General features: G+C 42.7%; 20 protein-coding genes and 2 tRNA genes. 9 read left to right on the forward strand and 13 right to left on the reverse strand.

The features are described 5' to 3' along the window. Positions 1-115: 115 nt before the first annotated feature. From JMY06_RS05720 to JMY06_RS05760, 9 genes are all read right to left on the reverse strand, one after another. Positions 116-952 carry a YfgM family protein gene (locus JMY06_RS05720; RefSeq protein ID WP_201617035.1) on the reverse strand — a complete coding sequence of 279 codons (837 nt, stop codon included), beginning with the start codon at positions 950-952 and terminating at the stop codon, positions 116-118. 87 nt (positions 953-1,039) lie between these two features. After that, on the reverse strand, positions 1,040-2,326 hold the full coding sequence (gene hisS / locus JMY06_RS05725; RefSeq protein WP_201617037.1) for a histidine--tRNA ligase: 1,287 nt from the start codon (positions 2,324-2,326) through the stop codon (positions 1,040-1,042). Positions 2,327-2,403: 77 nt separating this feature from the next. Next, the gene (gene ispG, locus JMY06_RS05730) at positions 2,404-3,519 is read right to left on the reverse strand and encodes a flavodoxin-dependent (E)-4-hydroxy-3-methylbut-2-enyl-diphosphate synthase (protein WP_201526801.1); all 1,116 of its coding nucleotides are present in this window, start codon (positions 3,517-3,519) and stop codon (positions 2,404-2,406) included. Positions 3,520-3,599: 80 nt separating this feature from the next. Beyond that, positions 3,600-4,427: a helix-turn-helix domain-containing protein gene (locus JMY06_RS05735; RefSeq protein WP_201617039.1), complete on the reverse strand. Its 828-nt coding sequence runs from the start codon at positions 4,425-4,427 to the stop codon at positions 3,600-3,602. Next, positions 4,424-5,299: a type IV pilus biogenesis/stability protein PilW gene (gene pilW, locus JMY06_RS05740; protein ID WP_227672198.1), complete on the reverse strand. Its 876-nt coding sequence runs from the start codon at positions 5,297-5,299 to the stop codon at positions 4,424-4,426. Before pilW ends, JMY06_RS05735 begins: the two co-directional genes overlap by 4 nt. 172 nt (positions 5,300-5,471) lie before the next feature. Continuing rightward, on the reverse strand, positions 5,472-6,737 hold the full coding sequence (gene rlmN / locus JMY06_RS05745; protein ID WP_413786888.1) for a 23S rRNA (adenine(2503)-C(2))-methyltransferase RlmN: 1,266 nt from the start codon (positions 6,735-6,737) through the stop codon (positions 5,472-5,474). Between the two features lie 445 nt (positions 6,738-7,182). Beyond that, on the reverse strand, positions 7,183-7,614 hold the full coding sequence (gene ndk / locus JMY06_RS05750; protein ID WP_201617040.1) for a nucleoside-diphosphate kinase: 432 nt from the start codon (positions 7,612-7,614) through the stop codon (positions 7,183-7,185). Between the two features lie 282 nt (positions 7,615-7,896). After that, on the reverse strand, positions 7,897-9,186 hold the full coding sequence (locus JMY06_RS05755; RefSeq protein WP_201617042.1) for an adenylosuccinate synthase: 1,290 nt from the start codon (positions 9,184-9,186) through the stop codon (positions 7,897-7,899). Positions 9,187-9,308: 122 nt separating this feature from the next. Further along, a complete protein-coding gene (locus tag JMY06_RS05760) occupies positions 9,309-10,658 on the reverse strand; it encodes an ATP phosphoribosyltransferase regulatory subunit (RefSeq protein WP_265087879.1) in 1,350 nt (449 codons plus the stop codon). Between the two features lie 604 nt (positions 10,659-11,262). On the opposite strand from JMY06_RS05760, the gene JMY06_RS05765 reads away from it, so the two are divergent. Both JMY06_RS05765 and corA read left to right on the forward strand, forming a co-directional pair. Next, positions 11,263-11,652: a DUF2237 family protein gene (locus JMY06_RS05765; protein WP_201617043.1), complete on the forward strand. Its 390-nt coding sequence runs from the start codon at positions 11,263-11,265 to the stop codon at positions 11,650-11,652. A gap of 87 nt (positions 11,653-11,739) precedes the next feature. Further along, the gene (gene corA / locus JMY06_RS05770) at positions 11,740-12,954 is read left to right on the forward strand and encodes a magnesium/cobalt transporter CorA (protein ID WP_201617045.1); all 1,215 of its coding nucleotides are present in this window, start codon (positions 11,740-11,742) and stop codon (positions 12,952-12,954) included. 112 nt (positions 12,955-13,066) lie between these two features. Here corA and folD read toward each other — a convergent pair whose 3' ends face one another. Next, positions 13,067-13,924, reverse strand: coding sequence for a bifunctional methylenetetrahydrofolate dehydrogenase/methenyltetrahydrofolate cyclohydrolase FolD (gene folD / locus JMY06_RS05775; RefSeq protein WP_227672203.1), 858 nt, complete (start codon positions 13,922-13,924; stop codon positions 13,067-13,069). Positions 13,925-14,842: 918 nt separating this feature from the next. Here folD and JMY06_RS11900 point away from each other — a divergent pair. From JMY06_RS11900 to JMY06_RS05790, 5 genes are all read left to right on the forward strand, one after another. Beyond that, entirely contained in the window at positions 14,843-15,508 is a 666-nt protein-coding gene (locus JMY06_RS11900; RefSeq protein ID WP_265087880.1) for a sodium:solute symporter family transporter, read from the forward strand. Then, positions 15,408-16,526, forward strand: a complete 1,119-nt coding sequence (locus tag JMY06_RS05780; protein ID WP_265087881.1) for a hypothetical protein — start codon at positions 15,408-15,410, stop codon at positions 16,524-16,526. Before JMY06_RS11900 ends, JMY06_RS05780 begins: the two co-directional genes overlap by 101 nt. A 9-nt stretch (positions 16,527-16,535) precedes the next feature. Further along, the gene (locus tag JMY06_RS11805) at positions 16,536-16,670 is read left to right on the forward strand and encodes a putative transporter small subunit (protein ID WP_227672199.1); all 135 of its coding nucleotides are present in this window, start codon (positions 16,536-16,538) and stop codon (positions 16,668-16,670) included. A 248-nt stretch (positions 16,671-16,918) separates the two neighbouring features. After that, positions 16,919-16,992: transfer RNA gene (locus JMY06_RS05785), tRNA-Cys, on the forward strand. Positions 16,993-17,130: 138 nt separating this feature from the next. Then, a tRNA-Leu gene (locus JMY06_RS05790) sits at positions 17,131-17,217 on the forward strand. A 60-nt stretch (positions 17,218-17,277) separates the two neighbouring features. On the opposite strand, the gene JMY06_RS05795 is transcribed toward JMY06_RS05790, so the two are convergent. Further along, complete coding sequence (locus tag JMY06_RS05795; protein ID WP_201617048.1) at positions 17,278-18,588, reverse strand: LD-carboxypeptidase; 1,311 nt, start codon at positions 18,586-18,588, stop codon at positions 17,278-17,280. Between the two features lie 247 nt (positions 18,589-18,835). Between JMY06_RS05795 and JMY06_RS12005 the strand changes: the two genes are divergently transcribed. Further along, entirely contained in the window at positions 18,836-19,315 is a 480-nt protein-coding gene (locus JMY06_RS12005; protein ID WP_413786889.1) for a YkvA family protein, read from the forward strand. A gap of 194 nt (positions 19,316-19,509) precedes the next feature. Here the strand turns inward: JMY06_RS12005 and JMY06_RS05805 are convergent, their stop codons facing one another. Next, the gene (locus tag JMY06_RS05805) at positions 19,510-19,815 is read right to left on the reverse strand and encodes a hypothetical protein (protein WP_201617052.1); all 306 of its coding nucleotides are present in this window, start codon (positions 19,813-19,815) and stop codon (positions 19,510-19,512) included. Positions 19,816-19,973: 158 nt separating this feature from the next. Then, on the reverse strand, positions 19,974-20,540 hold the full coding sequence (locus JMY06_RS05810; RefSeq protein ID WP_201617054.1) for a hypothetical protein: 567 nt from the start codon (positions 20,538-20,540) through the stop codon (positions 19,974-19,976). A gap of 288 nt (positions 20,541-20,828) precedes the next feature. Between JMY06_RS05810 and dnaQ the strand changes: the two genes are divergently transcribed. After that, positions 20,829-22,457, forward strand: coding sequence for a DNA polymerase III subunit epsilon (dnaQ, locus tag JMY06_RS05815; protein WP_201617056.1), 1,629 nt, complete (start codon positions 20,829-20,831; stop codon positions 22,455-22,457). Positions 22,458-22,548: the final 91 nt, after the last annotated feature.

The raw sequence follows: 22,548 nt of genomic DNA on the forward strand, positions 1-22,548 counted from the left end.
TGGACTATTATTTAACCAATAAATGACTAATATACCCGCTAGCAATAAAAAAGCAAATAGCGCTATGCATTAATATTAGTATGACAGTATTACCTGTTTATATTATTCTACTGACTTACTGTGTCGCTTGGGCTGGCGTGCTTGGAGCATTAGGTGCGCTAGGATTATTAGCAACTTCACCTTCTTCAATATTCTCGATGACTAACGGCTGCTCAGAGGCAGTAGAAGCTTGAACAAGACTGGCTTGCTCACTGATTGCTTCAGGAACAATACCCAAACTTTCCATCTTTAGCCCTAATACCGCACGCGTCTCATTGCGACCGCGCAATAATTCCCAAGCATTACTATAAGATTTAATCGCGGCATCTTTATTGTTTCTTGCTAAATGAATGTCACCCAACAGCTCTTGCTGACTGGCTTCAAACGAGCTTGGCATATCATTATTAGCTTGAGCTAACGCCGCATCAGCATCGCCTGAGGCTAGCAAAGTTTCGGCATAACGCAGACGGGTCACGGCACTTAAACCGGCATCACCCAAATCAATCGCTAAGGCCTTTTTTAGACTATCAGTTGCGCCTTTAAAATCATCACTATCAACTTGCCCGCGCGCTTTAATCATGAGCGCTTGCCACGCATAAACAGAGCCGCCATGGGTGCTGACCAGCGCATCAATGTCTTTATTGAGCTTTGCACGACCGTCTGCAAGTGCGGTTTGGGCTTCTGCCTCTAGGTCTGGATTTTGCGCAGCCAAACTGACTTCTTCATTTAGCCTTTGAATATCTGCATATTGATCGGCGGCAACGGTATCTACGCGAGCATGGTTATCTTGCCAGTACGTCCAGCCAAAATAACCAGCTAGCGCCAATAAAATAGCGGTAATGATATAGCTACCATACTGCTTAAGCGCTTGCGTCGAATTGTCTGCATTTGGCGAATTAGGGGTCAGAGCCATGTTTGTTTACCTGATAAAATCTAGTGACTAGAGGTATAGTTGCTATAAGACTAACTTCTTAAATTAAGTCTATATACAATCATTTATTTATATTGAGAAATTTTCTGCAGCCGATAACCAATCTTGCGCGGCAGTCGTTTGCTCACCGGTCTGCATGTTTTTAATACTGATAATATTATCTTCAAGCTCTTGCTGCGCCAAAATCACTGTCAAAGCGGCCCCTGACTTATCGGCCTTTTTCATTTGCGATTTTAAACTGGTGGCACTCGCCATTTTAATCCGCAAGTCTGGACGATCATAACGCAATTTTTGCGCATAATTAATGCCAGCGCTATACACCTCAGGGTGCGTAACCACAAAGATATCACAAGCTGAAGTCTCAGCAAATGGCGCAACCGCATCAATCAATAATAATAGACGCTCAAGACCCATCGCAAAGCCAACAGCAGGCTCAGACTTAACAGGTTTATCATTACGGGCACCGATAGATTTTAATTGTCCAATCAGCCCGTCATAACGACCGCCGGCACAGACTGTCGCTTGGCTACCAAGCTTATCCGTTACCCACTCAAAGACGGTTTTATTATAATAATCAAGACCGCGTACCAGATGCGGATTGATTTCATAGTCGATACCAAGCGCCGTTAGATAGGTTTGTACTTCTTCAAAATGTATAATACTATCGGCACCTAAGAAGTCAGCCAGCTTGGGGGCATCGGACAACACGGCTTGAGTGCTCGCCTCTTTACTGTCTAAAATACGCAGCGGATTGGTAGTCAAGCGGCGTTTACTATCCTCATCTAACTGATCGTGCTTATCGGTTAAATAAGCAACTAGCGCTTCACGATACGCATGGCGCTCATCAAGCTCACCTAAACTATTTAGTTGCAAACGCATCTCATCTTTTAGGCCCAATTCTTGCCACATTAGATGAGTCATAGCAATGAGTTCCGCATCCGCATCCGGTAGCGGACTACCGAAGCTTTCCACCCCTAATTGGTGAAACTGACGGTAGCGACCTTTTTGCGGACGCTCATAACGAAACATCGGGCCGATATACCATAATTTGGGCGTGTCACTGCGCAATAGATTATGCTCAATGACCGCGCGTACTGCACCAGCTGTCCCTTCAGGACGCAACGCGAGCGGCGTGGGTGGATCAGACTTATCCGTAAAGCTATACATCTCTTTTTCGACAATATCCGTAGCACCACCAATAGCACGAGCAAATAAATCAGTCTGCTCAACAATAGGCAAGCGAATATGCTCATAACCATATCTGCCTAATACGTTTGCCAATACGGCCTCTAAATGCAGCCACTTTGCCGATTGTTCTGGCAAAATATCGTTGAACCCTTTAATTGCTTTAATCATGGTACGGTGACATCCTCAAACGTTATCGCTGTTATCTTTATTTTTAGTACTTAAATTTATATTAATGGTGCTAAACGCTATTTTACCCGAATGATTTCATTTTCGCGTAACTTCGCTAGCTCTTCGGCATGAGAACGTACCATACCTTCAATCTCATCGACCAAATTATTGGTATCGATAAGATGGCTTTTTTCGCCCATGCGATATACTAGCGATTTTTTTGTGGCACCGACAATACCAATATCTGCTTCTTTAGCTTCACCAGGGCCATTAACTTTACAGCCAATCACTGATAAATTCATTGGTTCACGAATGTCTTCCAAGCGTGACTCTAAAGCGGTCATCACTCTAATCACATCAAACTCTTGTCTTGAGCAGCTAGGACAAGCAATAAAATTGACGCCATTAGAACGAATATTAAGCGATTTTAGAATATCAAAACCAATTTTAATTTCTTCTTCAGGTTCCGCAGCTAGTGAGATACGGATAGTATCGCCAATACCATCGAGCAACAAGCCGCCGAGCGCAATAGCAGACTTGACCGCACCTGTACGATATACACCCGCTTCGGTGACCCCTAAATGTAGCGGATTATCAATTTGCGCTGATATTAATCGATACGCATCCAAGGTTAAAAATACATTACTGGCTTTAACCGATATTTTATATTGGTCAAAGTTTAAACGCTCTAATATATCAATATGGCGCATGGCGGATTCGAGCATCGCCTCACCTGTCGGCTCACTATATTTGCGCTGGATTTCTTTTTCTAGCGAGCCAGCATTTACACCGATGCGGATAGGAATATTATGATGCCTAGCACAAGCGACCACTTCACGGACTTTAGCATCGCTACCGATGTTACCGGGGTTAATACGCAGGCAATCAGCACCCGCTTCGGCAACGGCAAGAGCAATTTTGTGGTCGAAATGGACGTCTGCTACTAACGGTACACTGACTAATTTGCGTATTTTACCAAAAGCTTCTACGGTATCCATCGTTGGCGTAGATACCCGCATAAAATCGGCACCGGCCTCAACACAACGCTCTATTTGCGCTACGGTTGCTGCCACATCACAGGTGTCAGTATTGGTCATACTTTGTACACTAATTGGTGCATCGCCACCAATGGCAACATCACCGACGTATATTTTTTTAGTAAGACGACGGTTAATAGGCGCTGACGTTGACATACAAAAATCCTTAGATTGAGCAAAACATATAAAAATAGAAATAGCGGCTTAAAAAAACGACTGCTTAAATAAATTATAAATTAGGGTGACAATTCAAAACTCGCCCGCTTACCTGCTGCATATTGATCGAGAACAACAGTTTCTTGGTCTAGCAATAAGCGCACATTATCGACATTATCAATTTCAATATTGAATGGCAGCATGCCCGTTAGTTTATAATCACCGCGAGTCTGACTGCCGCTCATAAGGCTATTGCCGGAGGCATCAGTGATATTAATAATGGCTGTATCAGTCAATATCACTTGTAAGGAAGCATAGCCTAGGCTCTGATTATCGCTATCACCGCCCAAATTGAGCGCAGAACCAGACGCGCCAATCTCATTACTTTGAGTATTAATCGCTGCGCCTTGCGCTTGTTCTGTGGCGGTTAATTCATCAGTAACCGGACTTGTTGCTTGGTCATTTTTACTGGCATTACTGACCATACGAAATAAGAATATCACTAAAACAATCAGGGCAATAACGGCCACAATCAATAGTGGATTAAAACGAATTCGGCTCTGGCTATCACGCTGCAAAGTGCCCATAGGCCGCAGTGGTAACTCGCTGTTGCTTGCTGCGCGCAACTTAAGCGCCTCAGGATAAGTGGCATCAAAGCTGGTCGCTACTTGAGCGGCGTCTAAATCCAAAAACTTCGCATAATTGATCGCAAAACCGCGAGCAAAGGCGGCTTGTGGCAAGTCATCAAAACTTTCATCTTCTAGCGCCTGCAAATGACGCTTTAAAATAAACAGCTCACTTGATGCCTCCTCTAAGCTCAATTTTTTACTTTGTCGGGCGTGCTGCAACATAGCCCCAAAGGATTGTTGAGCTTTAGCAGGCTGTTCGTTTGATAGTGATTGGGTCATGTCCAAGGAGCCTGTGGATTATTAAGCCAAGTTTTAAGCTTTTTGGCCTCCTCACTTAATGGATAAGCGGATAAAAGCTGCTGCGCTAACTGCTGACGCGTAGGGGTATCATTTTGAGCGGCGGCAAGTTTAATACCTTGCAATAGCAAACGCGGACTTGTACTCTGACCTTGCACCAATATCAACGTCTCTTCATAGAGGCGCTGTGCTTGCGGTATACGCTGCTGTTCAAGCAACAAGTCAACCAGCTCAATATGAGCAATTAAACTATTACGATTGCCATCTAATGCCCGCAAAAAAGCTTTTGCGGCAGCAGGATGGTCATTCAGTGTCATATAAGTGCGGCCCAAGTTTTCAAGCGCCCCAATACGGCCGTCATAACCAAGCGCTGACCCTGCAATTTCAAACTGCTCTACCGCCTCACTATAGCGATTCATCTGTGATAAATACACACCATAATTATTACGTGCCTGCTCAAAGTCTTTATCAAGCGCAATCGCTTTTTTAAAATATTGATCCGCTTTTTCAAGATTAAGACGACTGCCTTCTTGCTGCAATAAAACGCCCATCATATCATAGGCCGGCGCGTATCTGCTATCTGCAGCGAAAGCTTTTTCCAGTTGCTGCTGCGCAGAATCAAGCTCATTTTTACGAATATATTGCGCGGCAAGCGAGGTGCGAACACGTGCTACCTCTTCTTTATTAGTGTTACGGTTATTGCTCGGCTGCGTTGACGTTTGATAGCTTGTGCTACCCAACAAATCATTCGTTGGAGAATTTTGACACCCTGTCAGTAAGACGGCCAATAGCGCAGTTGCTAGTAAGTAAACGTATTTTTGAGATTTGATCTGACAAGAATATTTAGAGCTCATTATGGCCGCCATCATAAAACTGAGGATCGATATCAAGGTTCATCACTGTAATTCAACGAGCCATCAGTTTAATGGATTTAGTCTGCATAAGTACAGTTTAGTTGCTATAACTACATTTCTGTTACCATCAACGTGGATAAACAATAACTGACGCGCTATAAATGACTCATTTTTAAGCGTTTTCACGATCTTTAATACTTTGCTGCCACGCCGCAGAACGTCTGGTACGATCCGCGACCTGTCCAACCAATTGACCACAAGCGGCATCAATATCATCGCCGCGAGTTTGGCGAATGGTACAAACAAATCCGGCTTCGCTTAAGATATTACTAAAGGCATGAATACGATTATTACTAGATTTATCGTAACCGGCGTGTGGAAAAGGATTAAATGGAATCAGATTGATTTTGCTAGGCAAACCTTCTAATAAAGCTACCAACTGATGAGCATGTTCATCGTGATCATTGACGCCATCTAGCATGACATATTCAATAGTGACATGTTTCTTATGGCGGGGATTAACGTCATGCACATAATTTTTTGCAGCGGCAATCAGCTCATTTAAAGGGTATTTTTTATTAATCGGAACCAGCTCGTTACGCAATTCATCGTTAGGCGCATGCAAAGATATCGCCAGTGCCACATCGACATCTTGCGCAAGCTGATACATTTTGGGTACCACACCTGAGGTTGATAAGGTAACGCGGCGCTTGGATAAGCCATACGCATGATCACTTAACATCAGCTCCATAGAGCCAACAACTGGACGGTAATTCAACAGCGGCTCGCCCATACCCATCATGACTACATTAGTCACTTGGTTGTCCCATAAGGTATGGTCAACGCCCTCTAAGCTGTCTTGATCATCGGTCATATAAGAGGCGTTAGCGACCCACAACTGACCGATAATTTCAGCGGCAGTCAAATCACGCTCAAAGCCCTGTTTACCGGTACTACAAAAGCTGCAATCTAATGCACAACCCACTTGTGATGAGACACACAAAGTCTTACGGCCATTGACCTTGCTATCATCTGCCGGTATCAATACCGTTTCGACCAACGAGCCACCAGTGACTTCAAATACCCATTTACGGGTGCCATCATCACTATATTGACGATGGATGACTTTTGGCGGGGTCACACAAGCATTGGCTGACAATTTATCACGCAAGCCTTTGCTTAAATTGGTCATCTGTTCAAAGTCGGTGACCCCCTGCTGATAAATCCACTTAATTACTTGGGTAGAACGAAATGGCTTTTCGCCAATACTTTTAAAGTAGTCAGCAAGTTGCGTTTTTGTCATACCTAATAGATTAGTTTTAGCCTGCGTCTCATCCAATAGCTTGATGCTATTGTTGCGTTTAGCTGGGGTGTGCGCTTGTACTGGCTGAGCGTGCGTGGCAATAGTTGTGGCATTAGTTTCAGTGAGAGTTGACATAATCGGTGACCTGTTGGCATAGAAGCTTATTAACGTAAAAGCTTGTTAGCATGGAAATTTGTTAGCTTAAAAGCTTGTTAGCATAAAATAAAAATGCAATAAAATCGGGTATTAGCAATCCATTATGAGCGCAGATGGTATGGCTTATATATTAAGTCTATGCTGATAAAGGATTGATAACGCTGGTTAATTAACAATGGTTGGTTTTTATGAATGATTGGCTTTTAAAATCCATGATATAGAATGAAGATACACTTATCATGAGGGAAGCGGACAGCAATTTCAATAAGCAATCAAACCTATGAAGCAATTAATAATAGGTCAAACGGCTTATACCCTATCGGATATAAGCCGTTTAGCAATGCTATTTTGTTGCAACACTACTGGTTAATCCTAAACCCTATTGATAGTTATAAATTCATAGGGTTCACTATTAATATAATACTTAGCGCGTGCGTGCACATACTTCGTCATCATTGAAGAAGTAGCTGATTTCACGCTTGGCTGATTCAGCTGAATCTGAACCATGAACCGCGTTTTCATCGATGCTGCTAGCAAAATCAGCACGGATAGTGCCTTTGTCAGCGTCTTTTGGGTTAGTTGCGCCCATGATTTCACGATGCTTAGCAATGGCATTTTCGCCTTCTAGCACTGATACCAATACCGGACCTGACATCATAAAAAATTTTAGATCATTATAAAATGGACGCTCAGCGTGCTCAGCGTAAAAACCGCCTGCTTTTTCGTCATCAAGTTGCAGCATTTTAGCCGCAACGATTTTTAGGCCGGCTTGTTCAAAACGGTCGTAAATTGCGCCAATATGGTTGCCAGCAACAGCGTCAGGTTTGATGATAGATAAGGTACGTTCGATAGCCATGAAAATCTCCTAATAAATGAAAAATTGATACACAAAGCATATTATATATGATTACCATGCCTAATAACTTTATAGTGGTTTACTAAGCGTATGATTGTTGTCTATTATAATGATTGAGACTATAAATGATAGGGGCAATTTATGAGAGCAGCCTACCTAAACGTAAACTTAATGTTCATGCTATGAATAAAACCTTATATAAATAGTATAAAAAACCCCAATGCTTAGCACTGAGGTTTTTTTTCAATCACAACAAGCTATTTTAACTATATAGCAGATAAACTATGCATCATACGGATCACGTAAAACGATAGTCTCATCACGCTCAGGACCGGTTGAGATGATATCAACTGGGCAATCGATTAACGCTTCGATGCGTTTGATGTAGATTTTGGCGTTTTCAGGTAAGTCATCATAGTTAGTAATGCCAACGGTAGACTCACTCCAACCTTCAAGCGTTTCGTATTTTGGCGTTACTGACTCATAGAATTCAGCATCATGTGCGCCGGCACATTCGGTTTCTGGTAAATCATAACCAACACCAATAAGCAGCTCTTCTAAACCGTCTAAGACGTCAAGCTTGGTCAAGCAAATACCTGTTAGTGAATTTAATACAACTGCACGACGCAAGGCTGCAGCATCGAACCAACCACAACGACGCGCACGCCCAGTAGTCGCACCAAATTCATGACCAACTTTGGCTAAATGTGCGCCAACATCATCGAACAATTCAGTTGGGAATGGGCCACTACCCACACGGGTGGTATAAGCTTTGGTAATACCCAATACGTAGTCTAAATATAATGGGCCAATACCAGTACCGGTAGATACGCCGCCAGCGGTAACGCTTGAGCTGGTCACAAACGGATAAGTACCGTGATCGATATCAAGTAAAGTACCTTGTGCGCCTTCAAACATCAGGTTTTTACCGGCACGGCGCAGTTGGTCGAGCTCTTCGGTCACGTCAGTAACCATACCTTTAATTGCTTTTTTCCACTCTTGGCACAGCTTATAAGTCTCATCAAAATCAATAGCATCGACTTTATAATACTGAGTCAATTGGAAGTTATGATATTCGATAAGGTTACGTAATTTTTCTTCTAAGTCATCACGGAATAAGTCCACAAGCTTAATCGCACGGCGCGCGACTTTATCTTCGTACGCAGGCCCAATACCGCGACCAGTAGTACCGATTTTACCGCTACCGCGCTTGGCTTCACGAGCTTGATCCAGTGCCACGTGATAAGGCATGATAAGCGGGCAGTTTGGAGAGATACGCAAACGCTCACGAACCGGTACGCCATTATCCTCTAGACCTTTCATCTCTATAAGCAAAGCATCAGGTGCTAACACCACGCCATTACCGATGAAGCAGGTAACACCTTCACGTAGAATACCAGATGGGATTAAATGTAAGACGGTAGTTTTACCATCTACAACTAGCGTATGCCCTGCATTATGACCGCCTTGAAAGCGTGCAACTGCTGAGGCTTTTTCGGTAAGCAGATCGACGATTTTACCTTTACCTTCGTCGCCCCATTGGCTACCTAAAACTACGACATTCTTACCCATGATCAATCCTTACCTTTATGTATTGAGGTGTGTACGATAACTATTCTTATACTTGAAATTAAATACTAGAAAAATTCGATATTAAAACTATTAATTGCTAAAATTAAGAAAAAAACTGTAAGTTAAATGCTTGTGAGCTGCCATTGAGTGCCCGCACCGTTTAAGCGGTGCGTGACGCCTACAGGACAGTCATCTATATCTAACGGCATAGTGACGCGATAGCCTCGTTGGCGTAGACTCGCAACTTGTTGCTGTAATGCTTGTAGTTGTGTTTCATCTGCATCATTCATAGCGGTATAATCGACAATAACGACTGTCGGCTTATCAAGCTGAATATGAGCCAACAGACGACTGACATCCATACTAAAGCCCGTTGCAGCGCGAGGCTGTTGCTCATTACTATTACAGTTGCTTTGACTGTCGCTTTGCAAGCCATCAAAACGCCCGCCGCGAACTAAGGGTTGGGTCTCATTATTGATATAGCCGTTAAAGACGATACCGGTATGATAGTGATAACCTGACAGCTCAGTCACATCAATGCTGACTTGACATTGCCATTGGTCTTGCAAATGAGTGGTTAAGCGTTGTAATTCATCAACCGCTGTCGCGATATACGCGTCTTTTTGAGCGGCGTCTGATAACTTGGTCAATAGCTGCGTCATGTCGTGCCCAAAGCGCGCCAAGGCATAAAAGTCATCACCCATCGGTAAGGCTTGGCAGACGCGCTTGAGCTCAGGCAAATTCTTATTGGCATATAAATGCATGAGTTGTTCAGTGTCATTATCAGACAACTGCGCTAATACTGCTAAGCGCTTGAATATGGCCACATGACCCAAATCGACATGCAACGCAGCGCTCATATTTAGCTTATCTATCATACCAAACAGCACATCTATCAGCTCAATATCGGCGCTAAGTGACGCACAACCGAAAATCTCCGCGCCTAATTGTAATGGCGTACGCGAACCAAATAAGCCCGATGGTAAAGTATGAATCACATGACCGGCGTAACAATAACGCGCAACACCCTCGCCGCCATGATGCGCATCAATACGCAAAATCTGCGGGGTAATGTCCGCACGCACGCCCATTAAACGACCAGTAATTTGGTCAATAATCTTAAAAGTTTGGCGTTTTAAATCTTCTGAGGCTTCACTCAACAAAGACTCAGTAAACTCAATCATTGGCGGACAAACCATCTGATAGCCGTAGGTGACAAGCTGTTGGGTCAACTGATGACGCAGCATTTCTTGTTTTTGGGCATCCTCAAATAATACATCAGCCACGCCATCAGGTAGCAGCCAGCTATTAGCGACTTCGGCCGCGTAGTTGCTTAAAAAGAAGTTACTTACAGAAAAATTACTTAGGTCAGAGATAGAGTTATTATTAACCTCAGTACTATCAGGGCTAGACTCAGCATTATTTGTCGAGGTTAACGGGGCGGGTACAGCAGAATCAGAACTGGCAGACACAATAAATCCTTGTTTGGCGTATCGCTTACCAAAAAACGCGGCATTATAAGGAATTGTTTATCATCAAATCAATGAGGCACACTGGCTGTTTTTAGGACAGTTTTTTAGCGCGCAACCTCATTAGCCCAATTATCATAAACAAACTAGGTAACACCAAAAAGGTGATACTAAAATTAATTTAAAACTAAGTTAGAATGACAAAACGACTAAATTAATGCGATAAATAATCAAGGCACTTTATGCCCAAGTTTAGCATAGCTACCAAGTTTCGCCTAGTCACAATTAGGCCTAATCTTTAACTGAATCATTATTAAATATCAGTGTGATACTGTAAGCTTAACGGCAGTTTTTTACAGTTATTAGCGTAGTTTTTTGCCTTTATAATATAGCTCAGTAACCGAGCTCAACCTTACTCTAGTGTCGTCACCGGCACTATTTGCGCTACGCCTACGCGGCTGACTCATGTTACACTGGCGCAACTTTTTATAGGCTAATTATTTTGCCCGTTAATTTATAACAAATTATTTATTGCTTTATAATGCATGGTTTATAGCCAATCATCCTCGGCCCCTCTTCTATTCACATTATCTATCACGGAGATCTTATGTCCTCTGACTATCATCCCAATCCTGCCATTAACCAAACCAATGTGTTAGGTACTGAGCTTGCCAGCTGTTGCTTTGATCCCATTACCGGCTATTACCGTAACGGTTTTTGTCATACAGGTAATCATGACGTCGGACAACACACCGTTTGCGTCAAAATGACCAGTGAGTTTTTAAACTTCTCCTCTAGCCATGGCAACGATTTGATTACTCCACTGCCTGAATACAACTTTCCGGGTCTAAAGCCAGGTGATTATTGGTGCATCTGCGCCCTACGCTGGGTTGAAGCATTAGACTTGGATGTCGCACCGCCAATTAAGCTGACTGCGTGTCACGAAAGCTTATTAACCCTAGTCGATATGGAAACCTTAAAACGCTATGCTTTATAAGGTTTCGATGAGGGTTTATTAACACTTATTTTATTAATGTAAGTTTTCATTAATAACACTACTTTTATTACAATTTGAGGGAGGGGTATGAATCAGGATAACGACCCGTTGGTCAGTACCAAAACTCGTATCACCCCTAATACGAATGTTAGCCGTATTTACTCTGATAATATGGCTGAGCTGCCGTATATGGACAATTCTGACAGTTATATCTATGGCGATGCGGATGCGACGCCAGAAGATACCATTGAGACCATGACGGTCTATGATCCCGAATCTGAGCGCTATGAAGACATTGATGTATCAAGCGATGATGAGGTAGTCAACTGCTACGCCTATTCGCGTAAAACCGGTGAGCCGATCAACAAAATAGCGCTTAGTGATGTCAGTAAAGCCTTGACCAATAATGGACAGTTCATTTGGCTTGGTCTGTATGAGCCTAGTCTGCAAACTATCGCTGAGGTGCAAGACGCATTTGATTTGCATGAACTGGCGATTGAGGATGCATTCGCGGACCATCAACGTGCTAAAGTCGAAAGCTATGATAACGATACGATATTTGTAGTGATACGTACGGCTAAGCTTGAAGATAACGTTATTCTCTATGGTACCACCGCGATGTTCATGGGTAAAAACTATCTAATTACTATCCGTAATGGCCCTTCAAACTCTTACGCACCAGTACGCGCGCACTGTAACCGTCGCCCTGAAAAGCTGCGAATGGGACCCATTTTTGTCTTGCACGCTATTCTTGACTTTATTGTCGATAACTATATGCCGGTCACCGATCGTTTAGGCAGCTATTTACGAGAACAAGAGCGTAATATTTTTACTTATGAGTTTAATAAAGAGACGCTAAGAAACTTATATGAATTAAAGTCGCAATTGGTACATATGCGCGCCGTTATTTTACCCGTACAAGATATCTGTAAGTTTTTTATCAATCATAACAAAAGTGATTTGGTCTCTCCGTTTTCGCATGCTGCCAAGCCCTATTTCCGTGACGTTAATGACCATCTGTTACACTCGTTAGATGCGATTAACGGTCTTAACGAGATGCTAAGCGTAGTGATGAATACCTACTTAGCTATGGTCAATATGGGACAGAATGAGGTCGTCCGTAAGCTTGCCGCTTGGGCAGGTATCTTAGCGGTACCGACAGCGATAGCGGGTATCTACGGTATGAACTTTGACTTTATGCCTGAGCTACATTGGAAATATGCCTACCTCGCTATCATTGCGTTTATCGGCTCATTATGTAGTTTTTTATACCTCAACTTTAAAAGACTGGGCTGGTTATAAGCATAAATTTGTCAATATGGTTTAACCGTCAAGTAGAATTAATAGAAATTACACTATAAAAAAAGGGCCAATTATTAGCCCTTTTTTTATAGTGTAATAGTCAGACTCTATTTTAGCTAATCATACTGACATCGAGACCGGCTGACTTTTCAGCAGCAGTGACTGTTTGGCGGATCAGAGTATTAATAGTCATGGGACCAACACCACCGGGTACTGGGGTATAAGCACCGGCGACTTCTTGCATCCCTTCTCTTTGCGTGTCGCCCACACCGCCAGTTTTGGAGGGATGGAAACCAGCATCAATCACCACTGCACCCTCTTTTATCCATTCTGTTTTAATTAGCTCAGGTACGCCCACAGCCCCAACAATGATGTCAGCGCGCTTCACATAAGCGGCCAAATCTTCGGTATGCGAGTGGCACATAGTCACTGTACAGTTGGAGTTGAGTAGCATCATCGCCATTGGCTTACCTAAGATAGGACTGCGACCGACTACGACTGCCTCTTTACCGGATAGCTCAATATTATAATGACGCAGCAAATGCATCACACCCTGCGGAGTGCAGGAACCGAAGGCTGGCTGCTGCATACTCATACGCCCAAAACCAAGACAGGTCACACCATCGACGTCTTTTTCGAGGTCAATCTGCTCAAAGCAAGCACGCTCATCAATATGATCAGGCACCGGATGTTGCAGTAGAATACCGTGGACGTCTTGGTTGTCGTTGAGCTCATCAATCTTGGCAAGTAGCTGCTCATTAGTAGTGACGCTTGGCAATTCTACCTTCATAGAATCCATACCGACACGCTTACAAGCGTTACTTTTCATACGTACGTAAGTGGCAGATGCTGGATCGCCACCGACTAAAATAGTTGCCAAAATTGGTGTACGACCCGTTTTTTCTTTAATCACATCGACGCGCACGCGCAGCTTTTCTTCTATCTGCTTTGCCAGCGCTTTACCGTCCATCACAATGGCTGATTTACGGTCAGACGAGGTCTGATCCTCGTTGGTTTTAGTCGCAGTTGGCGTAGCAGGTGACATAGCGGTTGGCGCATTTGACATAGTAACTCCATCAATTAGGCGATAAAAGGTAAAAATAGCACTAAATTAAGCATGGTATTGTACCTGCCTCGCTAGTAAAAACCTAGCCGTTAACACTACCTAGATTAAAATTCTTAGTGATTCTTTCTTATTAGCTTATCACTACCGATATCAACTTCTCACTGCTAACGACACTTTAAACATAAACCTCATAACTGGATTCCAAAGACCAAGAATCATTAATCATTAATCATTAATCATTATATTTATTTGTTTTCAATATGTGCGGTAGGATTGACTTCAGAATAGCATCTACACGGACAGATTTGAGATTGCACACATAATAGGTTACCCTCGTGTCACATAAATGTTACATATATTTAACATAAATGTCGTTTTCTTCATTACTACTACGATTAGTTATGTCTCAAATACCGTTGATTAGTGAAAAGTCACTTATCAATGTGCTTATTACAGCTGTTACAGGCTGTCTAAATTTAGCACAGGTTAACGACCTAGTGCTTATCTGTATTTATGCTATGACTGCTTATTATATGAGCACTTATTAATAGTAGCCGTTACTACTGCATATAACTTTTTTAAGCATCATGACACCCTCATGATAAGCCGCTGGTATTGAGAGTCGTTCCTATTATTTTATCCATACCATTCACGGGGTAAATGGTAATTAGAACAGAGTTATGACACTCATCTTTACCATTTTTCTATGACTGCAGGTTATAGCGTGGCCCAATGCAGTAGATTTGTGGTCTGTATTATATTTCAAAAGTTAGGTTTCTCTAGTAGAAGCCAAATTTTATTCATCTATAACAATTGCGAGGTATGAGTTTGAAAACTGAGTCATTGTTTCAATTTTCAGCGTTAACTATCATTTTATTATTAGTGGCATTTTATGGAGGGACTTATTTCTTATCTTTATTAATTAAAAAAGACAAAGAGACGACCTCTGGTTTTATGGTGGCAAGTCACAGCGTCGGCTTTGGTATGGGGGCGGCAAGTATGACTGCCACATGGATTTGGGCGGCATCATTTTATGCAGCGGCCACTTCCGGCTATAAATATGGGGTTTCAGGGCCGATACATTATGGTTTTTGGGGCGCGCTGATGATTTTATTCATCTATCCGTTCGGGATGCGTTTTCGTGAGCTGGCACCCAATGGTCACACCTTAGGTGAGCTGATTCACGCCCGCCATGGCTCATCAAGCCAATTAATTTTAGCCATATCCAACATTATGGGCAGCTTAATTAGCTTGATGGTCAACTTTACTGCTGCCGGTGCCCTAGTATCTGTATTGTCACCGCTATCGTTCCAGACGGGTGTGATTATCGCTGGTGTCGGGGTGCTTAGCTATACCTTATACCTTAACCTCGGGCTTTCGTGCCTCGGTGTTTACCGATTTTGCTCAATTGGTCGCCTTGATGGCGATTGGTATCGTTATTATTCCAGCAGTGCTATTCTCTATGGGTGGTCCTGCAGTTATGGTTAGCGGACTATCAAACCTAACTTTTGAGCAGCAAGATTTCTTTTCCTCTGAGGCCTTTTTACAGCAAGGCGCGCCGTTTTTTGTCGCCGTTTTGGCTTATGCCATCGGTAATCAGACCATTACTCAACGCTTATTTGCGATTGATAAAAATAAAATAAAAGCCACCTTTATTACCGCCACTGTCGGCTATGCCGGTATCGTCATCGGCCTTGGCATGATAGGTCTGATGGCAGTAACGATCGGTGTAGAGCCGCTTGATGGCAATATGAATAACCTGATTCCACAGATGGTTAGTATGTATCTACATCCAGTATTTATTGCGCTATTCTTTATTTTAGTTATCGGTTCATTATCGTCAACCGCTGACTCAGATTTATCAGCCCTGTCAGCTATTATGATGGCCGACGTCTATGGCAAGAATATTGCCAAAAAAGGCGGCGTGAAACCCAAAACTATGATGCTAGTCGGTCGTGGCACTATGATTGTCGCCACTGCCGCCGGTCTTGTTTTTGCCAGCTTTAAGCTTGATATTCTAGTGATGCTAGTATTTGTGGGTGCATTATGGGGCGCAATCGTCTTTCCGGTTATCGCCAGTGTGTACTGGAATCGCGTGACCAATACTGCCTTTACCGCAGCGGTCATCGTAGGGCTATTATTCTTTTGCATCGCCCGCTTTGAGCTGATCCCTATTACGGGTGTCACAGCCCTATTCTTTGAAATCATGGCTAGTGTTGGCGGCGCTGTCGTCATCGGCCTAATGGTCTTTGGTTTCTTAGGTCGCAAGATAGGCTTGGGAGCCGCAGCCATTGCCCTAGTACTGATGCTAATATTTGCTACAGGATTTTTACGTCAATATATGGTATTGGTCGCCTCGCTAACGGCTTATGGTGTCAGTACCATCGTTTGTGTCATCGTCAGCCTGATGGGTAATGAGCACTTCGACTTTGACTTAATTAAACAGCGAGTCGGTAGCTACGATAAAAAGACAAAAGTTAATACGCAATCGACACGCGACGCTTAAGGAGCTAATATGGACAATGTTTACGTCTACGGATTTTATATTTTAATTTGGCCTGTGATTACGCTTGGGGTGTTGATACTAATCTGCACCGCAACCTATCGCGATATTAAAAAGGCCCGCCGTAATAACAAAGACATCATTTAGGTTTTAAATTAAATACTTATATCCTCACTGAGCAGCTGCTTGGTGAGGATTTTTTAGCTAATAACATTGAGACAAGATACTTAGTATGTTGATAACATATAGAACTAGCAAGTGAGTAAAACAGGGAGTATTAAGCCTTTTAGGTACCAATAAAAGCATAAATACGCTGGTAAACGTAAATAAAATGGCTTTAACCAAAAAATGACTTGTAATTTAAATTATTTTTGCTAATATAGGCCACCTTGATTGGCTGGGTGGCAGAGTGGTCATGCAGCGGACTGCAACTCCGTTAACGCCGGTTCGATTCCGACCCCAGCCTCCAATTATTTATTTTAAATATTTATCAGCAGGACGTTAATTTAGGCTTGCATTATCAGCATAAATGCTTATAATAGCGTCCACTATCTAACAAGTAGATTGCTTATCCAATAGCATCCGCTTAGTAGATAATACAAGTTTTGCCCGGGTGGTGAAATTGGTAGACACAAGGGATTTAAAATCCCTCGCTAGCAATAGCGTGCCGGTTCAAGTCCGGCTCCGGGTACCATTATAGCAGTACAGAAAATACCGCAAATCATTATGATTTGCGGTATTTTTTTACGTAAAACTACAGCGCTTGCCACAACCCTTCAACATTAATAGCATCTGCTTTAATAGTCGGATAATCAGCAAAGGTTAATTGATAACCACCTGTCGTATTCGAGCTAATCTGACAACGCGCCCCTAACGGAAAGCTTTGCTTACGTTCGATATGACCAAAGCGCATACCATTATAAATAGGCAGTCCGGTCAGCTTATGCAATTGGCGAATGACGACCGACACATCATAACGCGCATCGTAGCTGTCCTCGCCCGCCCCTGATAACGCGCCAAATATAATCGCTTGTTGATTTTTAAATATGCCGGCTAAATACAAATCATAAAGCATACGTTCAATACGATAAGGCTGCTCACCAACATCTTCTAAGAATATAATACCGCCGTCAATACGGGGCAGATACGGACTGCCTGCCAGCGCTGATACCACGCTCAGATTACCGCCCCAAATCGTTCCTGTTAGTGTTTGGCCTAACATTTGACTGCTATCTGTCATCAAAATTGTTGGTAGTTTTGAACTGGTCAAGTCTGCGTTTTTTACATCAATGCTCAAATTAGGATTAGTCAGCGCCTCGGTAAACTGTCGGCAGCTACTCTCATCCGGTTGCGACTTGCCAAACTCGCTATATAGCATCGGCGCAGCGAGCGAACTCACACCCCCTTGCGCGAGTAACGCACACTGAATAGCCGTGACATCACTAAAGCCGGCCAGTATCGTCCCGCGCTCCTGCATAATGCGACCTAGCGTCTCCCAATCAATCATCGGCAGCAGACGCATCGCTCCGTAGCCGCCGCGCACACCAAGTAATAGTTTGGGAGCGGCAATAGCACCCGTCGCAATGTTTTGTAAATCACTCGCCCGCTGACCATCCGTACCGGCAAAACGCAGATATTGCCGACTGGTAATGTCAGAATTTTGAACCTTAAAGCCGGCACAGGCCAAACGCTGTAATGCCAATTGGTTACGTGCATCATCGCTGCCGACATTAGAGCTGGCAAATAGACGGGTCTCAATACTAGCTGCAATACAATTCGGGCTGGATAGTGTTGTCGATGATAAATGGCTGCCATTACTCAATGACTGTCGTTTACCATTACTTAATGACATAGGCAAATCATCTTTAGTAAATACAGTATCAGTCCCTGCCAACTCTTTACTATTCGCTAAAGCTGCCGGGATACTCTGCATCACCAATAAACTTACCCCAGTACCTATCCCTATTTTGGTCAGGAATTTCCTACGGCTTAGTTCAGAATTTTCTGTTTTATCAGTTGATGATCGCTGTAACTTTATCTGTAATTGCGGTTCAATTGCTTTCATGTTGTATTGTTACCTTGGACAAGTCATCTTAAAAATCATTATAAATTGCTTTTTCAATCCTAAAATTAGTTGCGCAACCTTTATTCATACCTACCTTTTTTGCTATCGTAAAACGGTATGACTGTCTACATAATCGATAGCTGCCATTACCAGCGCACAATAAATAAGAGAATAATCACGTTTGGGGTAGCGCTATGCTTACTATAGTACGGACTCGCTAATAAACCAACAATAAGGAGTAATGATAATGACGGACAAAAAAAATGATGATACTAACCTTAGTAACAACAAGCTATATAACGATAAGTTGAATGGTAAAAAAGAAGAGATGCTAAACGCCGCAAGAAATGAAAAAATGATGGATGCTAATATTGAATATATCATTGAGAAAGAAGAAAAGCTGAAAGAAAAACTTAAAAAAAGCTCCCATCTTGAGCGCTTTACCACTGATGTCACCTTGTTCATAAGTTTGGTTAAGGACTATTCTCAAGGTAATTACCGCGAGATACCTTACAAAACCTTCTCAGCAGTCGTTTTGGGTCTACTCTATATTCTTAATCCTATTGATATCATTCCAGACTTCATTCCCGTTATTGGTTATATTGATGATGCATTAGTTATTGCGTTTTGTTTAAAAATGGTCGAAAAAGACCTGCAAAATTATCAGACTTGGAAGCAAGAGCAACCATCTACTGATGGCACTGCTGATTCAAATGTGAATGAATAAATGTTTATACTTTTAAAAGCGTATAACACTCATTATTAATAATAGTACAAACAACAGTACGGCCGATGAAACAAACATCGGCCGTACTGTTGTTTAAAGCATATTAAAAAAGAATAATCATAAATCAATCTAACTTCGAATGTTCAGCTCAGCCATATTCTAATCCATTGCAACCACTAGCGTTAACACTAGTTTTAATCAGGCACGTCATAACTCGATTTTTCTGGATTTAGCCCAAATGAATAGACGAAAGTAGCCACTAAGCTATTAACAATAATGAACGGTAAATCAATGGTGACGTGTCCGAGTACATAGCGACCAATTAGCCATGACACAATCAGCATAATAATAAAAAACCCAGCCATATATCCTAAAACAGCTGGATGTTTTAGAGTGTACGGCTGCTCTGAATCAGACTGTTTTTCCAATACATAAGTGCGTATCGCCCAGCCAGCTGCATAAGCAAATCCGCCTAACACCACATAACTTAAAAAATTCATATCATTTGACTCTATTACATGACTATTTTTATTACATTGTTTCCTGCTAAATCATTTTACTGAACTATTGTTTTTATATCACGACAATTGCATTATCATTTCATGGTTAACAATATTGCCAACTTGTAGCATTGCTAAATGTTTTTTATACATTGCCATTAGCTGCTCTCATTAACGTTATCAATAATGATGTTGGCATGGGGATTGGCCAAAATATCAGTATTAATCTCATCACACTCTACCCGATAAATAGTATTTGCGCCCTTATAGATATAGGATAAGTATTCACTATCCAGTAGCGGGTCGATATTGGCATAGACAGGTTTGATATGCGCCATGACGAGCACTCTATCAGGACGCCCAATAACGGCATCAACATTATCAGGGTCAATAGAGAAAAATTTGGGTATCTCACTGTTATCGAGCACTTCTAACGGTTCAGGTGTATCCCAAACACGCTTGGCGCTGGCAGGCTCTTTCATCTGCATGACCCATGTGTCATTTTGCTCACTGACTTTTATTTGTGCTGGCTCGTCATGACTGACCGTATAACACCCTGCAAAGACAGATAAATCAGGCTTAGCAGCAGTAATCTCACTATCTGTAGTCGAGTTAGTGTCATTACTATTGTCACAACCCACCAAAAATAGCACACTGCAGGCGGTGATACTGGCAGCCAGCAGGGTGAGTTTTTTGCAAATAATGTCTGCGCGTCTGGTCATCATAGGGTCATCCTGCATGAAGGCGTTAAAAGGTTTGGCTAGCCCTGTTATTTTAACAGAAAATGAGTGCGCTGCTATTTTGATATGTGCTTTTGCTATTTTATATATTGTTTATAGATTGATAGCACCCATGTGCACAAGGGATTTGTTATAATCAGCGCAGTCGAGCCGCTGTATTTTTACATGTACTCTAAGCGCGGTCATAGCGCATCAGTACTATTGTAACAAGGGTGCCTGTTTTATCCCTTATTAAGCTGTTTATTAGACCCTTTATTGAGCCAATGAGTTTTTATGCCAGATAATTTTATGTCGTCATTACCCTCTACCAAGAACCACGCTGCTGATCCAATGGCAGCCAAAATAGACGCCACCGTAGCCTATACCGATGGCGCATGCAAAGGCAATCCTGGCGCCGGTGGTTGGGGCGCGCATTTGATATTTAGTGATGGGCGAACCCAAGATTTGTATGGCGGTGATACGGAGACTACCAATAATCGCATGGAGCTGATGGGTGCCATTCAAGCGCTCACACACAGTCCGCGTGAGCTTAAAGTTGAGATTTGGACTGACTCAAGCTATGTCAAAAAAGGTATCACCGAGTGGATTGCGAACTGGAAAAAACGCGGCTGGAAAACGGCCAGTAAAAAGCCGGTTGCCAATCAAGACTTATGGCAACAGCTTGATGCGCTTTGCCAAACGCACGATGTGGATTGGTACTGGGTCAAAGGACATGCTGGGCACGCCGGCAATGAAAAGGCGGACGAGCTGGCAAATCTTGGTGTGACTTCTAGTAGTGACCAATCAGCGGTCACGACTCATGACGATAATGCTAAAAAAAAAGTGCAAATAATGTCTAATAAAAATAAAGTAGCCTCTGACAAAAACCAGACAAACAGTAAGCAAGAAACAACTAACACCGATTGGCTTCTTGATGATCCTCTAGGCTTTAATATGATGGATGATGAGGCCGATGAGCTTCTAGTTGATGATAGCAAGGCTCATGACTTTATAAATAATGCTATCCCGCCGATTAGTAATGATTCGATGAGTACTGATACTATGACACAGAATACTATGGCCGCGAATGAAGTGGTATCTGATAACGTTATACCGAATGATATGCCAAATGATACGCTAAATGATGTGCCAAAATTCGATGGCGATACCAGTCGTGCTAATCCGCATTTCCGTCCATTATTGCCCAAGCCGATTCATCGCTCTAAGGCCAATCGCCAGCTGATTATGGATACTGAGACCACAGGACTTGATCCGCTAAAGGGCGACCGTGTTATTGAGGTCGGCATTGTAGAGATGATTGGGCGTAAATTCACGGGTGAAAAGCTGCACGTTTATATCAATCCACAGCGCGGCATGGATGAAGAAGTCATTCGCATTCACGGTATCTCTGAGGCATTTTTGGCTGACAAACCAACCTTTGATCAAGTCGCTGAATCACTATATGAGTTTATGGATAGTGCCGAGCTTATTGCTCATAATGCCTCGTTTGATATGAACTTTTTGAATATGGAGTTCGGCAAGGTTGGGATGACAGACTTTGCGCAACGCGTGCAAGTCGTTGACACCCTCATTATGGCTAAGCGTCAATATCCTGGTCAGAAGAATAACCTTGATGCCTTAGTACGCCGATTAAACGTAGGCAAGCAAGACCGTACTTTTCACGGCGCACTATTAGACTCGGAGATTCTAGCTGAAGTCTATTTAGCGATGACCGGTGGTCAAGTGGCGTTAGCGATTGAAGAAGTCAGTCACTCTGATAACGGACAAACCACTCATGCCCATTTTGCCAGCCTTGCGGCGTTATTATTAGAATCCACTACAGACAGTACCGCCAATCAAAGCTGGTTTGCAAGCTTAGCCGATGAGTATCCAGAAATTAAAGCCCAATTAAGTCAATGGTAATTATTATTCGTTTTTATTAGGGTCTGTATAGAATTCAAATCAGCGGCAGCCAAATAAAGACACAGGCTAGAATCACAGCAGCTTCATAACT

Source organism: Psychrobacter urativorans (assembly GCF_904846675.1).
Classification (GTDB): domain Bacteria; phylum Pseudomonadota; class Gammaproteobacteria; order Pseudomonadales; family Moraxellaceae; genus Psychrobacter; species Psychrobacter urativorans_B.

Bases quoted from the DNA above. Each gene is read 5' to 3' on its own strand.
- folD (WP_227672203.1), bottom strand. From the start codon at position 13,924: ATGGACGGTAAAGCGCTGGCAAAGCAGATAGAAGAAAAGCTGCGCGTG.
- JMY06_RS11900 (WP_265087880.1), top strand. From the start codon at position 14,843: ATGAGTTTGAAAACTGAGTCATTGTTTCAATTTTCAGCGTTAACTATC.
- JMY06_RS05765 (WP_201617043.1), top strand. From the start codon at position 11,263: ATGTCCTCTGACTATCATCCCAATCCTGCCATTAACCAAACCAATGTG.
- ndk (WP_201617040.1), bottom strand. From the start codon at position 7,614: ATGGCTATCGAACGTACCTTATCTATCATCAAACCTGACGCTGTTGCT.
- JMY06_RS05795 (WP_201617048.1), bottom strand. From the start codon at position 18,588: ATGAAAGCAATTGAACCGCAATTACAGATAAAGTTACAGCGATCATCA.
- dnaQ (WP_201617056.1), top strand. From the start codon at position 20,829: ATGCCAGATAATTTTATGTCGTCATTACCCTCTACCAAGAACCACGCT.
- hisS (WP_201617037.1), bottom strand. From the start codon at position 2,326: ATGATTAAAGCAATTAAAGGGTTCAACGATATTTTGCCAGAACAATCG.
- corA (WP_201617045.1), top strand. From the start codon at position 11,740: ATGAATCAGGATAACGACCCGTTGGTCAGTACCAAAACTCGTATCACC.
- JMY06_RS05805 (WP_201617052.1), bottom strand. From the start codon at position 19,815: ATGAATTTTTTAAGTTATGTGGTGTTAGGCGGATTTGCTTATGCAGCT.
- JMY06_RS05810 (WP_201617054.1), bottom strand. From the start codon at position 20,540: ATGATGACCAGACGCGCAGACATTATTTGCAAAAAACTCACCCTGCTG.
- rlmN (WP_413786888.1), bottom strand. From the start codon at position 6,737: ATGTCAACTCTCACTGAAACTAATGCCACAACTATTGCCACGCACGCT.
- pilW (WP_227672198.1), bottom strand. From the start codon at position 5,299: ATGAGCTCTAAATATTCTTGTCAGATCAAATCTCAAAAATACGTTTAC.
- JMY06_RS05755 (WP_201617042.1), bottom strand. From the start codon at position 9,186: ATGGGTAAGAATGTCGTAGTTTTAGGTAGCCAATGGGGCGACGAAGGT.
- ispG (WP_201526801.1), bottom strand. From the start codon at position 3,519: ATGTCAACGTCAGCGCCTATTAACCGTCGTCTTACTAAAAAAATATAC.
- JMY06_RS12005 (WP_413786889.1), top strand. From the start codon at position 18,836: ATGACGGACAAAAAAAATGATGATACTAACCTTAGTAACAACAAGCTA.
- JMY06_RS11805 (WP_227672199.1), top strand. From the start codon at position 16,536: ATGGACAATGTTTACGTCTACGGATTTTATATTTTAATTTGGCCTGTG.
- JMY06_RS05735 (WP_201617039.1), bottom strand. From the start codon at position 4,427: ATGACCCAATCACTATCAAACGAACAGCCTGCTAAAGCTCAACAATCC.
- JMY06_RS05720 (WP_201617035.1), bottom strand. From the start codon at position 952: ATGGCTCTGACCCCTAATTCGCCAAATGCAGACAATTCGACGCAAGCG.